The 13525-nt window shown below is 69.6% G+C and carries 9 protein-coding genes and 2 pseudogenes; 5 read left to right on the top strand and 6 right to left on the bottom strand.

Annotated elements, in window-relative coordinates:
- On the bottom strand, positions 1 to 466 hold a 466-nt coding region (locus GOHSU_RS15600), incomplete at its 3' end, for an NAD(P)-binding protein (RefSeq protein ID WP_005943973.1).
- Positions 467 to 519: 53 nt separating this feature from the next.
- On the opposite strand from GOHSU_RS15600, the gene GOHSU_RS15595 reads away from it, so the two are divergent.
- Together GOHSU_RS15595 and GOHSU_RS15590 are read left to right on the top strand one after the other, a co-directional pair.
- Complete coding sequence (locus tag GOHSU_RS15595; protein ID WP_005943971.1) at positions 520 to 2196, top strand: TPM domain-containing protein; 1677 nt, start codon at positions 520 to 522, stop codon at positions 2194 to 2196.
- Positions 2193 to 2876, top strand: a complete 684-nt coding sequence (locus GOHSU_RS15590; protein WP_005943968.1) for an SDR family oxidoreductase — start codon at positions 2193 to 2195, stop codon at positions 2874 to 2876. Before GOHSU_RS15595 ends, GOHSU_RS15590 begins: the two co-directional genes overlap by 4 nt.
- A gap of 76 nt (positions 2877 to 2952) precedes the next feature.
- Here the strand turns inward: GOHSU_RS15590 and GOHSU_RS15585 are convergent.
- Together GOHSU_RS15585 and GOHSU_RS15580 are read right to left on the bottom strand one after the other, a co-directional pair.
- Positions 2953 to 4086: pseudogene (locus GOHSU_RS15585) on the bottom strand (SulP family inorganic anion transporter); the annotation flags it as partial.
- Between the two features lie 136 nt (positions 4087 to 4222).
- On the bottom strand, positions 4223 to 4594 hold the full coding sequence (locus tag GOHSU_RS15580; RefSeq protein ID WP_005943962.1) for a nuclear transport factor 2 family protein: 372 nt from the start codon (positions 4592 to 4594) through the stop codon (positions 4223 to 4225).
- Between the two features lie 88 nt (positions 4595 to 4682).
- On the opposite strand from GOHSU_RS15580, the gene GOHSU_RS15575 reads away from it, so the two are divergent.
- Positions 4683 to 6656 (top strand): AlwI family type II restriction endonuclease, encoded by a 1974-nt coding sequence (locus GOHSU_RS15575; protein WP_024333002.1) that lies wholly within the window; start codon positions 4683 to 4685, stop codon positions 6654 to 6656.
- On the opposite strand, the gene GOHSU_RS15570 is transcribed toward GOHSU_RS15575, so the two are convergent.
- The 3 genes from GOHSU_RS15570 to GOHSU_RS15560 form a co-directional block, all read right to left on the bottom strand.
- Complete coding sequence (locus GOHSU_RS15570; protein WP_024333001.1) at positions 6625 to 8655, bottom strand: Dam family site-specific DNA-(adenine-N6)-methyltransferase; 2031 nt, start codon at positions 8653 to 8655, stop codon at positions 6625 to 6627. The two genes, GOHSU_RS15575 and GOHSU_RS15570, sit on opposite strands and share 32 nt — an antisense overlap.
- A gap of 89 nt (positions 8656 to 8744) precedes the next feature.
- The gene (locus tag GOHSU_RS15565; RefSeq protein ID WP_005943953.1) at positions 8745 to 9260 is read right to left on the bottom strand and encodes a hypothetical protein; all 516 of its coding nucleotides are present in this window, start codon (positions 9258 to 9260) and stop codon (positions 8745 to 8747) included.
- An 8-nt stretch (positions 9261 to 9268) separates the two neighbouring features.
- On the bottom strand, positions 9269 to 10462 hold the full coding sequence (locus GOHSU_RS15560) for an acyl-CoA dehydrogenase family protein (protein ID WP_005943950.1): 1194 nt from the start codon (positions 10460 to 10462) through the stop codon (positions 9269 to 9271).
- On the opposite strand from GOHSU_RS15560, the gene GOHSU_RS15555 reads away from it, so the two are divergent.
- Together GOHSU_RS15555 and GOHSU_RS15550 are read left to right on the top strand one after the other, a co-directional pair.
- Positions 10461 to 12611, top strand: a complete 2151-nt coding sequence (locus GOHSU_RS15555) for an FUSC family protein (protein WP_005943947.1) — start codon at positions 10461 to 10463, stop codon at positions 12609 to 12611. The two genes, GOHSU_RS15560 and GOHSU_RS15555, sit on opposite strands and share 2 nt — an antisense overlap.
- Positions 12608 to 13525: pseudogene (locus GOHSU_RS15550) on the top strand (hypothetical protein); the annotation flags it as partial. The gene GOHSU_RS15555 and the pseudogene GOHSU_RS15550, both read left to right, overlap by 4 nt.

The following is a 13525-nucleotide window of genomic DNA, read 5'->3' as shown; positions in this document are numbered from 1 at the left end:
CTGCGGCAGCGGCGAACCGGGCCGCCGCCGCCGGCCGCTGCGGACGGGCCGGCAGAGCGAAGACGTCGTCGACCAGGCCCGGCGAGGTGCCCGCCCAGCCGATCAGGCGGTCCCACCGGTGCGCGTCGGGTCCCAGTTCGGCGTGGCGTTCCTCGGTCCCGCGGGGCAGGCTCAGCGCGTGACCGGGACCGAAACCGTGGACCACCGATAATTCCGGCACCAGCCAGTGCACACCGCGTTCGGTCAGGCCCAGGTCGGCGAAGGCCGGCGAGCGGTAGCCCGTCGGATGCACCGCCGCGCAGACATCGCGCCGGATACCGCGACCGAAGGCCTCATCGGTGCGGGCACCGCCGCCGTACGTCGCGTCCGCCTCGAACACCACCACCCGCCGGCCGGCCCGGGCCAGGGCAGCCGCGGCCGTGAGCCCGTTGGGCCCGGATCCGATCACCGCATCGTCGAACTCCATCGAACCCAAGCCTCCCACAGGTTCTCGGCGCCGCAAGCGGCTAAATTGGTCACATGTTCTTCCCCCGACCCCGGCCGGTCCTGCTTGCCGCCCTGAGTCTGGTGATCGCGCTGCTGTGCGCACCGGCCGTTCCGGCGGCCGCCGACTCACCGACGCGCATGCCCGAGCAGCTGGTGGACGCCGCCCAGGTCCTCGACCGGCGCCAACACAGCGAGGTGACCGCCGCACTGGCCCGGCTGTCCGACGATGGCGATCTGCAGCTGTGGGTGATCTACGTCCGCGACTTCGGCGATCTGTCTGCCCAGGAGTGGGGCCAGAAGACCGAGGAACTCAGCGAGCTGGGCTACCGGGACGTACTCCTGGCGATCTCCGTAGACGACAAGTCCTACTACCTCGGCAGCGCCGAGCCGATCGAGGGCCTGCCGGCCGGGGCACTGCGCGAGGTCGCCGAATCGGCGGCGGCCCCGGCGATCCGCGACGGCCGGTGGGCCGCCGCCGCCCTGGACACCGCCGACGAGTTGCATGAGCCGTCTTCTCGGCTGTGGCTGTGGCTCGGCGGCGTACTGGTGCTGCTGGTGCTGGCCGCAGCGGCGGCCTTCACGATGCGCCGGCGCCGCACCGCCCGGGCTGCCGCACAACTGGCCGAGGCCTCCGGTGAGGTCCTCACCGTCGACGAGCTGGCCCGTCAGCCGCTGGAGGTACTCGAACCCTGGTCCAGCGAACTACTGGTGCACACCGATAACGCGGTCTCGATCAGCGGCGATGAACTGACCCTGGCCGTGCAGGAGTCCGGGCCCGACGCGGTCGCGGACTACACCGATGCCCTGACCGCGGCCGAGGCCGCGGTGGTCGCCGCCTTCCGATTGCGCCGCATGCTCGATGAGCAGTCCGGCCTGGCGGCAGCCGAACGCCGCTCCCTGCTGGTGGAGATCATCAGCATGTGCGCCGATGCCAACAGCGGCCTGGATGCCAGGGCCCCGGGCTTCGATGCCGTCCGCCGCCTGCTCGATCAGCCCGCCCCGCGCCTGGACGCCCTGGCCGAGCGCGCCGCCGCCATGCCCGACGACATCACCGCCGCCCGCGACGACCAGCACATCCTCGAGCGCCGGTTCGGGGGGCCGGTCGCCGAATCCGTGCACGGCAACATCGATCTGGCGATCGAACTGGTGCAGTTCGCCGACGATGCCCTCGCTCAGGGCCGCGATGCGATCGCCGACGCCGCCGATCTGCCCGATCAGACCCTCGCCGCGATCCGGTCGGCCGAGTGCGCGCTCGATACCGCCGGCCGCCTGCTCGATGCGGTCACCGATGTGCGGGGGAATCTGGCGCTCATCGGCGACCAGTCCGAGGGGTCGGCCGTGGCCACCGCGCACGTCGCCGCCGCCGAGAGCTTCATCGACACCCGGCGCGGCGCCGTCGGAACCGCTGCCCGCACCTGCCTGTCCGAAGCCGAACGCCTGCTCAGCGAGGCCGGCCCGAACGAGCGCGCCATCGCGCTGGCCACCGAGGCGCTGGCGCTGGGCCGGCAGGACGTGGCCGCCTGGAAGGTGGGCCACCGCGACGACGGTGCGCCGGTGCTGACCGGCGTTCTGGTCGATGTGGTGATCTCCCAGGCCGAGGACGCCTCGACCCAGCTGGGGTCCGGCGGTTTCAGCAGCGGCGGCCGCAGCCCCGGCTCCTTCGGCGGCGCCGACACCTCGGGCCGTATCGGCACCGGTGGCCGCCGATGAACCGGCCGACCGCCCTGATCACCGGTGCCAGCCGCGGTGTCGGTGCCGCGATCGCCCGCGAACTGGCCCCGACCCACGCCCTGATCCTGGGCGGCCGCGGCAGCACCGAACTGGATGCGCTCGCGATGGACCTGGAGGGTGCGGTCACCCTGCCCGTCGATCTGACGGACTACGACCAGGTGGCCGCGGCGGTGGAGACGATCACACAGCTGGACGTGCTGGTCCACTGCGCGGGGGTCGCCAGCAGCCTGGAGTCGGTCGCCGACACACCGGTCGACGAGTGGCGCGGGGTGCTGGAGATCAACGTCGTCGCCGCGGCCGAGCTGACCCGGCTGCTGTTGCCGGCGCTGCGGGCCCGCCGCGGGCACATCGTCTTCCTCAACTCCGGTGCCGGCCAGAACGTCCGCGCGCAGTGGACCCCGTATGCGGCCAGCAAATTCGCCCTGCGCGCGCTGGCCGACGGCGTCCGCGCCGAAGAGCCCTCGATCCGGGTCTCCTCGATCTTTCCCGGGCGGATCGACACCGATATGCAACGCGATATCGTCGCCCGCGAAGGCGGCGACTACGACCCCTCGCGCTTCCTGAAAGCCGCGACCGTCGCCGCTGCGGTGCGCGGACTGATCGACACCCCGGCCGACGGGGTGCCGACCGAGTTGAGTCTGCGGCCCGACCCGCGCTGATCCTCCGGGGGCACCGGCCCGCCGTGCGGCATCAGTCCGCCAACGCCACCGGTTCGGCGCGCGGGCGGTCCGGCAGAACTCGGCGCAGCACCAGGGCACAGCCCACCCCGGCGAGGACTCCGTAGGCCAGGTTGCCGGTCGGGAAGGTCACCGCGACGGTCACCAGCATGGCGGCGCTGTCGGCCAGCGGAGCCGTGCGCAAGGTCTTCGGTGCGATCGACTTCCAGTCCATCGTGGTGAACGAGACCACGATCATCACCGCCACCAGCGCGGCCATCGGGATCGCCGTCAGCGCCGGCTGGAAGAACACCAGCAGACTCAGCAGCGCCAGCCCGGCGGTGATGGTCGACAGCCGGGTCCGCCCGCCGGATTTCACGTTCATCATCGTCTGGCCGATCATCGCGCAGCCGCCCATCCCGCCGAAGAAACCGGTGACGATGTTGGAGACCCCCTGGCCCTGGCTCTCCCAGCGCGGTGAGGTGTGAGTGTGCGTCAGACCGTCGACGATGCGCTGGGTGATCAGGGTTTCGAGCAGGCCGATCAGCGCCAGCGCCAGCGCATACGGGCCGACGATGCGCAGGGTCTCCCAGGTGAACGGGACATCCGGCAGCGCCATCATCGGCAGGGTCGAGGTGAACTCGCCCTCATCACCCACCCGCGGGACGCGGACGGCGAAGACCACCGCGATGACCGTCAGCAGGACCGCGGCCACCACCGGTGCGGGTACCGCGGGCAGCAGCCGAGGCAGCAGCCACATCACCGCCAGCCCACCGGCGACCATCGGATAGACCAGCCACGGTACGCCGATCAGATGCGGGATCTGCGCAGCGAAGATGAGGATCGCCAGCGCGTTGACGAAGCCGGTCAGCACGCTGTTGGGGACAAAGCGCATCAGCTTGATCACCCCGCCCCAGGCGAGCAGGATCTGGACGATCCCGCCGAGCACGACGGCGGCGATCAGATACTGCACCCCGTGCGCGGCGACCAGCGGCGCCACCACCAGGGCGATCGATCCGGCAGCCGCCGACACCATCGCCGGACGGCCGCCGACGACCGAGATGGTCAGCACAAAGATCACCGAGGTGAACAGGCCCACCTCGGGACCGACCCCGGCCAGGATCGAGAACGAGATGGTCTCCGGGATCAGGGCAAGTGCCGTCACCAGACCGGCGAAGACCTCGATCCGCACCAGCCGGGCACCGACCCGCATCCTGTTCGTCGTCGCCAATCCGCCCCGTCTTCCGGTCCATGTCGCGGGCGCATGCGCGCCCCGCGGAACGGTAGCCCACCGCGGCGGGCGGCCCGGCGGCCGGGGTTCGGCGCGGGGTTCCGGGCCGGTTGCCGGGTCAGAGCTGTGTGAGGTCCTCCTGCGCCCACACCGCGCGCATCGAGGCGATCTTGCCCTCGTCGTCGAACACCATGATGTCGACCGGGGTGATCTCGAACGACATCCCCGCCGTCCCGGTGACGAGGGTGAATTCGAAGACCGCGGTATCGCCGGCCGCCCGCACCCAATTCAGGGTGGCCGCGCGCGAATCGAGGTTGGTCATGATCGAATAGAACTCGATGAGTTCCTCGCGGGTCGTGCGCACCGGCGCCCCGATCGGGTCCTCGACACTGGCGCCGTCGGCGTACAGCGCGACGATCTGCTCGGCGGTCCCGTGGGACAGCCGGTCGATGTATGCGTGGACCGTCTGGATCATCTGCTCAGTACTCATCGACCATCCTCCAGGAAGTAGAACGTGTTCTATTTGCCTGCACGATAGCAGCCCCGGACGCGACCGGAGGCTGTGCCACGATGGGCGGATGAGCGCTCCGACGATGCACCCGCCCCGGGCCCGGTCGCTGGTCCATCTCGGTGACACCTCGTTCCGCCGCAAGGATGTGATCGCCGGCTATCACGACATGCTCGAGGTCCTTGCCGATTTCCGCCGCGATGATCGCCCCTGGGACGCGGTCACCCAGCTCGAGTTCTACGGGCTGCTGCGTGCACTGGCCCCGGACGTCTTCGGCTCCGGCGGCTCCATCGCCGACGACGACGCCGCCAAGCGCGCCCGCACCTACACCAACGCCCTGGCCAAACTCGGCTTCGTCGACGAACAGGACCGCCGGATCACCGCGCTGGGCACGATGTTCACCGACGGCCGTCCGCAACTGCTCGACGAGGTCGACCGGCTGTGTGCCCTCAAACCAGAGAACTCCGCGGTGCTGCGCGGCGCACTCAGCTATGTCGAGCGCACCGACGACGGCGGCTTCTACTATCCGGTGCGGCTGCTGCTGCAGGTGCTCAACCGACTCGAGTACCTGCGCATCGACGAGTTCGCACTGGCCTTCATCGCCGCTCCCCGGCTCCTGGGCGTCGAAGCCGATGCGATCGTCGCCGCGATCGAGACGATGCGGTCCGACGGCAGTTCCCTCGACGATGTCCTGATCGCCGCCGAGCGCACACCCGATCAGGACCGCTACATCGACACCGGAGTGTTCAGCCCCGAGGCCTTCCCCAACGGCAAGGGACCGAGGTTCATCGAACACTATCGCCGGTACCTCGGTGCCCTGGAAGCCTTCCGCCTCTCCCCCGATGCCGCATCACTGGCCCGGCTGCGGCGCGCCGTCGACGAGGGCGGCACCACGGTGCGGGTACGCTTCGCCCCGCTGCAACTGCTGCCCGGCCTGAAGAAGAAGGCCGCCGGCCCCCTCACCGTGCATCGCAGCGCCCGCTACCCCGACTGGGACGCCTCGCCCGCCGTATTCCGCCGCGCACTGGTCGATCTGTTCAACGGCAACCGGGCCACCTCCCTGGTCCGCGAATACCTCGACAACAATCTCCGGATCCTCACCGCCACCGGCGTGTTCTCGGTGGCCCAGAATCAACTGCGCATCGGTTCGGCCTACGCCGGCTACTACTTCACCGCCGTCGACCCCGAACTGACCGTCACCACCGCAGCACCCCCCGACGATGCCGATCGTGTCACCGGGCTGGCCGCCCGCTTCGGCTCCGATGCACTCACGCGCACGGCCGCGGCGATCGCGGCCGAGCAGGACATCGGACCCGACCAGATCGAGGAGTTCGTCGCAGCCCGTGAGCGAGCTCGGTTCGATGCCGTGATCTCGGCGGCGTTCCCGCCCGAGCGGGTGCTCGAGCACCTGGAGGCGATCAGTGTGGACTACCGGTCGGCGGCGGTGCAGGCGCTGCGCGACAAGGAGTTCGGCGGCAAACCGACGGTGCCGTGCATGTACGAGTACCTGATCGGGCTCTCGCTCTACTACGCCGCTGACCGGGCCTTCGATCCGCGGGCGGCGTTCGGGCTGTCCCTCGACGGCGACTTCCTGCCCATCAGCCACGCACCCGGATTGCGCGGGGACATCGAATTCGCCCTCGACGGCCGGCAGATCCTGGTCGAGGTGACCCTGATGGATCCGGCGACCCAGCGTCGCGGCGAACTGGAACCGGTGCTGCGCCACGCCACCAATCTGGCGTGCGAATTCCCCGATCGGCAGGTGGTGACCCTGTTCATCGCCAACGAGGTCGACGCCAACGTCGCCCGCATCTTCGGTTTCGGCCGCGTCATGGAGCTCACGGCCACCGACGGCGGCCACGGGGTCGCCAGTCCCCTGATCGTCTCGCTACGCACCGCCGACTGGCTCGCGGTGGCCACCGCCGGGCTCTCGGACGTGCTGGACCTGGTCGCTGCGGAGTCCGGGCGCACCGAGGTCGCCCACCTGAACTCGGACTGGAACGCCTCGCTGATCAGTGCGCTGCGGGCCCTGTCCAGTTCGTGATCAGCACCTCGCGCGAGGCGTTGCGGTCTTTGCGCTGGTACGACGAGTTCGCATAGCTGTAGTCCAGGGTGTGCACCGTGAAACCGTGTTCGGCCGCCCAGTCGGCCAGCTGATCGTGCTCGGATCCCTTGTGGGTCAGCACATTCGACAGCCCGAAGGTGCCCCCGCGGGCGGCGAAGCGGGCGAGCTCGTCGAGCAGGGCGGTCTCGTCGTCGACGGTCCAGGCGTTCTGTTCGTTGTACGGGGCGGTGCCCAGCAGGTACGGCGGATCGCAGTACACCAGATCGGTGGTCTGCAGTTTGCCGAAGACATCGCGGAAGTCCAGCGTCCACAGCTCCGGCGTCAGCGCATGCATGCGGGCCACGGTGTCGAACAGGTTCTTGCGCACCCGCGAATTGAAATCCCGTTTACCCACCGGCATGTTGAACTCACCGCTGCGGTTGTAGCGGATCTGGTTGTTGAACCCGAACACCACCAGGGTGAAGAAGGCGAAGAGCCGCCGCTGGTCGGCCGAGTCCATCGCATTGAAGTCCTCCCGCAGCTGCAGATAGGCGGCCTTGTTCACCTGTCCGAGCCCGTTCGACGAGTTCGCGCCGTAGGTCTGGTAGCCGTGGGCCTGGCTGTCGGAGAGCCCGTACTCGGCGATGAGGGCTTCGACCTGCGCGACGATCTCGCTGTAGGGGGTGCCGGCGAACAGCTGTCCCAGACCCACCACGTCCACCTGGACGTCGTTGAAAGCCACCCGCGAATAACCCGCGTTCATCCCGACGGTCATCGAACCGCTGAAGACGTCGACGAAGCGCTGATGCTCCTCGCCGGGTCCGGGCAGCAGCGGGATGATCTCCGAGACCAGCCGCTTCTTGTTGCCGGTGTAGTTGAGCGGGCTGCGCACCAGCGTTCCGGTCTCCCCCGTCGCCTCCCGGCCGGCCGGCTGCGCCGCCGGTAGCGCCTGCGCGCGGGGCGCGAGGACTGCGGCGGTCTCGTCGACGTGGCAGACGAAGAGCCGTTCGACGATCTCGCCGATCCCCGACCGTCCGGTGGTGAACTCCCGGTGCGGGACGTCGACCACCTCGACCCGGCCGCGCCGGCGCATGATCGTGAGGATGTCGTCGTCGGCGAGCCGGGCCGCCGAACGGGCGTTGCCGCGGCTTCCTGTGTCGTTGTAGCTCATGATGATCGTCGAGGTGTCCAGCGCCTCGATCAGATCGCTGAACGCCGGTACCGCCGCGGTGGTGCAGTAATCGCTCTTCAGATGCCGCCGATCCATTTTCCGCGCCTTGAACTGCACGGGACCCTGCTGCCAATCAGTGACATTGTCGAGCACGTGGTACAGGTCCCCGTACTGCCGCGAATTGTACGGCGGGTCGATATAGACCAGATCCCAATGATGTTGCCGCACAAGCTGATTGGCGTCCTGCCGAGTGACCGTGTGCACGGTCTCGAAACTCTCCAGTTCGGGCAGGCCGAAGACCGGACGGGCCTGGGTGGCGGCCCCGATCCGGAAGGCGTCGTAGTGCCCGACGGTCGCGGCGGCCTTGTCCATCCCGTACAGCAGACTGGCGATCAGCACATCGCGTTCACGGTCGCTGATCCGGCCGCCGGTATGCCAGTCCTGGATGCAGATACGGAAATACCCGATCAGCCGGGCATTGGCGTCGGTGTAGTAGGTGCCGCCGAAGGTGCGGGAGAAGTAGTTGGGTGCCAGCGTCTCGCGGGGCGCGGCGTTGATCCCGGCCACCAGCTCGGCGAGCAGATCCGCGCGCACCGGTTCCGGACCGAAGAAGGCCCGGTAGACGGTGGTGTTGGCCGAGAGCAGATCGTTGAAGGTCACCGCCAGCCCGGCACGTGCCAGCAACTGGCCCACCACCCCGGTGCCGGCGAACAGGTCCGCCGCCGTCTGCGGCGGTTCGCCCAGGCCGGCGATCACCTCGCCGATCACCGGCAGCACCGCCCGCTTGGAACCGAGATAGCGGCGGTTGCGGAGTCCGAATGTCTTCACTACCTGCATCTTTCCGTTTCTGCATCTAACGAAGAGAAACGGTATCACCGCCCACCGACAGGGCGGCGGCGCCGGGCCGCAGCGCGGGCTCAGTCGAGTCGGCTCCAGCCCTCGCCGGTGCGGATGGTGCTGAACTGTTTGGTGCGGCTGCCCGGCTCCTGCGGCCATTCGATGGTCACGGCCGTCGGACCGATATCGAACTTCACCTGGTCCTCGGTGAGGAACTGCAGACTGTTATCGGTCAGGGTGTAGAAACGCCCCTGGTGGAAGGCCGGTGGCTGCTCATTCGGCATACCCGGCCGCCCGGTGGTCCAGGCACGCAGATACCGCTCCCCCGTACCGTCGTCACCCGGGGTCACCTTGCGGCAGATCAGGAAACGGCTATCGCCCTGCCAGGCCATCCGCACCGCCTGGTCACCGGCATCGCAGCGGACCTGTTTGCGGTCGCCGAAGCCCCCCAGGTCACCGCCCCAGGGCATCGTGCCCGTGGTCGGCGGCGGCGCCTCCGTCGGCGGGGGCGCCGGTTCTGCCGAACCACAGGCGGCCAGCAGTCCGGCGCACCCCAACAGCAGTGCGCCGGCCACCGCCGACCGCGCGCTCGTCACCGGCGCGGCTACTTCAGGTCGGCGCTGGATTTGCCCAGCACCCGGCGTGCGATGATCAGCTGCTGGATCTGCTGGGTGCCCTCGAAGATGTCCAGGATCTTCGAATCGCGGGCCCACTTCTCCACCAGGCCGGTCTCGGCGTACCCGTCCGAGGCACCGATCTCGACGGCCTTGTTGGTCAGTTCGGTCACCGTGCGGCCGGCCTTGGCCTTGCTCATCGAGGCCTCCAGCGAGTTCGGTGTCTTGTTGTCGGCCATCCAGGCGGCGCGCAGCGTCAGCAGCCAGGAGGCCTCCCAGTCCGATTCCAGGCGGATGAAGTCGGCCACGGCGGCGTGCTGGATCGCCACGGGCTTGTCGTAGTCGATCGGGTGCCCGGACTCCTCGATCATCCGGCGCATCTCCTCCAGAGCGGCCCGGCCCACACCGACGGCCATGGCCGCGACCACCGGGCGGGTGTTGTCGAAGGTCTGCATGACCCCGCCGAAACCCTTCTTCACGTCGATCTCCGGCGAGCCGAGCAGATTCTCTGCCGGCACCCGGGCATCGGTGAAGCGGACCACCGCGGTGTCCGAGGACTTGATGCCCAGCTTGTGCTCGAGGCGCTCGACCGAGACGCCCTCGGTGTCCATCGGCACCACGAAGCTCTTGATCGCGGCGCGGCCCTTGGCCTTGTCCAGGGTGGCCCAGACCACCACGTGGTCGGCCCGCGAGCCGGCCGTCACGAAGATCTTCTCGCCGTTGATGACGTAGTCGTCGCCGTCGGCGGTCGCGGTGGTGGTGACCGCGGCCGAGTCGCTGCCGATCCCCGGTTCGGTGATGGCCATGGCTGCCCAGACATCAGCGAAGCGTTCGAGCTGCTCGTCGTTGGCGACCGCGGCGATGGCGGCATTGCCCAGCCCCTGCCCCGGGATCGACAGCATCAGGCCCACATCGCCCCAGCTGAGTTCGCGGGCGTTGAGCACCGAGCGCAGATTCGCGCCGTTGACGGTGCTTTCGGCCGCATCGGTTTCGCTCTTGCCCTCGGCACGTTCGTTGGCCCGCGCGGCCTTGGCGAGCTTGCCCAGCTCGTCCAGTTCGGCGGGGTATTCGTGCTCGGCGAGGTCGTACTTGCGGCTGATCGGCCGGAAGATGTGCTCGGCGGCCAGCCGGGAACGCTCAACGGTGGAGTTCAGCTTCTCCGGGAGCTCAAGGTTGATCGACATGGCCGGTACCTTACTACTCGGTAAGGTGGTTGCCAAGGTCCTGCCCCCGCGTTCGGGCCCGGTACGCCAGACTGGGGGCGTGCAGAGCCGTCTTTCGTTGTGGCACCGGGTGGTCGGCACCGATCCGGCCCGGACGCGGTTGACCAATGCCGTCGCGGTCACGGTGGCGGTACTGCTCAGCGTTTTGGCCGCCTGGCTGATCGTCCGTTTCCGGATGCACGATTCGGGTCTGCTGTCGGTCAGTGTGCTGGCCGCCCTCCAGGTCAGCACCTCGATCAAGGAGCCGACACCCCGCGGGCGACTGCTGACCACCGCGCTCTCGGTGATCCCGCTGGTGGCGGCACCGGCGATCGCGATCTCCCTGGACCGCTGGCGGTACGTGGAGATCGCGTTGTTCATCCTGCTGGCCGGCGCCGTCACCTGGGCCCGCCGCATCTCCGCCCGCATGGGCGAGCTGGGGATGATCGCCTTCCTCGCCTACTTCTTCGCCCTGTTCCTGCGCCCGCCACTGGACGAACTGGGCTATTTCCTGCTGGTCTTCGTCTGTCTCTGGGCGGCGGCGGTGCTGGTGCGCCTGGCGCTGCTGCGCGAGCATCCGGTCCGCCAGTTCGCCGTCCTGCTCGACGAGCTGCGGGCCACCTCCCGACTGGTCATCACCGGTGCCGTCGGCGCCGATCCGCACACCGCGCGAGCGAGTGCGCTGACCACCGGGATCGGCCGGGTGGACGATGTGGCCCGCGCCATCGGCGGCTGGCAGGTCCACTTCTCCACCGAGGCGATCCTGGGTCTGGACGCTGAAGACCTGGCGAACCAGGTCTTCGATGCGCGGATCGACGTCGAGCACGCCGCCCTGGAGATCGCCAACCTGATCCGCCGAGAGGGCCGGCTGCCTGCCCGGCTGACCGCGCCGCTGGACGATCTGACGACCGTGTTGTCGCGCCATCCCGATCCGGCCGCTACGGCGGCGGCCGCCGCCCGCGCCGATCAGCTCCTGGCCGACGCCGACGACACCGATCCGGTCGAGTTGACCGCCATCCTGATCGCCCGGGCCACCCTGGCCCACCAGCGCCTGCGTGCTGTGGACTTGAGCCATCGGCGGCGGGTGGTCACCCCGGCCGAGAAGCCTTCGCCCCCGCGCCCGGCGCCCGAACACATCGGGCGGCTGGCGGTCCAGGCGATGCTCGCCGCCGGTCTGGCCGCACTCGTCGGCGAATCGATCGATGCCTCTCGCTGGTACTGGGCGGTGATGGCCGCCTTCCTGATCTTCGTGGGCAGCACCACCCGGACGACGGTCCTGCACCGGGCCTGGCACCGGGTCGCCGGAACCCTGGGCGCCGTCGCCGTCGGCTTCGTCGTCGGGGTGGCCCTGTCCGGACCGTCGCTCTGGCACATCGCGCTGGCGCTGGTCAGCGTCTTCGGCGCACTGTACTTCGGGCCGGTCCGGCAGTGGCTCGGCGCCTTCTTCTCGACGCTGCTGCTGGTGGCGGTCTACGGACTGCTCGGCATCCTGCACCCGCACCTGCTCACCGTCCGCGTGGAGGAGACCGCCGCCGGCGCGGCCGTGGGTGTGGCGTGCGCCTTCCTGGTGTTCTCCATCAGTCCCCGGCCCGCCCTGGCCGCGGCCATCAACGGCTACTTCGATGCCCTGGCCGCCCTGCTGACGCAGATCGAGCAGACCGTGACCGGCACCGTCGATCCGCCGGCGCTGCTGGCCGCCACCGACCACCTCGATGCGGCACACGCCCGGTTCACCGCCGATATCGGAATGCTCTATCCGGCCTACACTCCCGGCCGCTGGTCACGAGCCGGCGAACTGAGGTACCTGACCGGCGTGGGTGCCCGGGCCGCCGATCATGCCGCCCAGGCGGCCCTGCATCGGATGCGTGAACCGGCGGCCCCCGCGTTGACCGTCGATCAGCAGGCCAGTTTCCACGAGGCCGTCGCCCACGTGAGCGCCGGTGCCGCGGCCGCCCGTACCGCCCTGCTCGAGCACACCCGTGTCGACGTCGACCCCGAGGAGACGACCGTCCTGGATCTCAGCGAACAGCTCGGCGGCAGCCCGCGCTCGGCGATCACCCAGACCATGCTGATGCTCTCGCGTGTCAATTGGGCGATGCTGCGTCTGGCGACGCTGCGGGAACAGCGATGAACGCCGGTGGCGCCGGGCGCCTGCGGACGCACCGGCCGCGGCTGGTCGCCGCCGATCCGGGCCGGGTGCGCCTGACGAACGCCTCGATCGTGGCGTCGGCCGTGCTGCTGAGCGCCTTCTGCGCCTGGCTGATGGTGACCTTCGCCCACGCCGATCACGCTCTGATGGCCGTGGGTACCTTCTTGGCGCTGCAGACCGGCCTGGTCGCTAAGGGCGCCACCAGCCGCGAACGTCTCCTCACCACGGCGCTGCTGATCCTGCCGGTGGTGGCGTCCCTGACCCTGGCCACTGCGCTGTCGGGGCGGCGTCCGGTGGAGATCGTCGGATTCATCGTCGTCGGCGGGCTGGCGACCTGGGTGCGGCGCTTCGGGCCGCGCTACACCGCGATGGGCATGGTCGCCTTCCTCGGCTACTTCTTCGCCCTCTTCCTGCGGCCGACGTTCGCGCAGCTGCCGCAGTTCTTCGCCATCGCCGCGTGCGCGGTCGGCTCGGTGCTGCTGCTGCGCCTGGTCACCGTCTCCGACCGGCCGCACCATCAGATCGCCCTGCTGCTGGCCCAGCTGCGCGGGGCCTGCGTCGCGGCACTGGGCACCGCCACCACCGCCGGTCCCCCGGCACTGCCGGTGCTGCGTCAGGATCTGCGTCGTATCGATCAGGTCGGTCTGGCGATCACGGGGTGGCAGTCGCGCTTCGCCACCGCACGGCACGTGGACTGCGACGCCTCGTCGCTGGCCATCTCGGTCCTCAACGCCCGCATCGATACCGAGCATGCGTGCGTGGAGATCGTCCAGCGCCGGGAGGCCGGCGACAGCCGGGCCGCCGAGTTGCTCACCGCGCCGATCGCCGATCTGCGGGTGGTGCTGCGCACCGGCAGCACCGAGGCCGCAGTCGACGGCGCCGCCGCACGCGCCACG

Source organism: Gordonia hirsuta DSM 44140 = NBRC 16056, assembly GCF_000333015.1.
Lineage (GTDB): Bacteria > Actinomycetota > Actinomycetes > Mycobacteriales > Mycobacteriaceae > Gordonia > Gordonia hirsuta.
This window is presented reverse-complemented; position numbering and strand designations above follow the sequence as displayed.

Coding starts and splice junctions, on each gene's coding strand:
- GOHSU_RS15595 (WP_005943971.1), top strand. CDS start 520: ATGTTCTTCCCCCGACCCCGGCCGGTCCTGCTTGCCGCCCTGAGTCTG.
- GOHSU_RS15590 (WP_005943968.1), top strand. CDS start 2,193: ATGAACCGGCCGACCGCCCTGATCACCGGTGCCAGCCGCGGTGTCGGT.
- GOHSU_RS15580 (WP_005943962.1), bottom strand. CDS start 4,594: ATGAGTACTGAGCAGATGATCCAGACGGTCCACGCATACATCGACCGG.
- GOHSU_RS15575 (WP_024333002.1), top strand. CDS start 4,683: ATGAGCGCTCCGACGATGCACCCGCCCCGGGCCCGGTCGCTGGTCCAT.
- GOHSU_RS15555 (WP_005943947.1), top strand. CDS start 10,461: ATGGCCGGTACCTTACTACTCGGTAAGGTGGTTGCCAAGGTCCTGCCC.
- GOHSU_RS15560 (WP_005943950.1), bottom strand. CDS start 10,462: ATGTCGATCAACCTTGAGCTCCCGGAGAAGCTGAACTCCACCGTTGAG.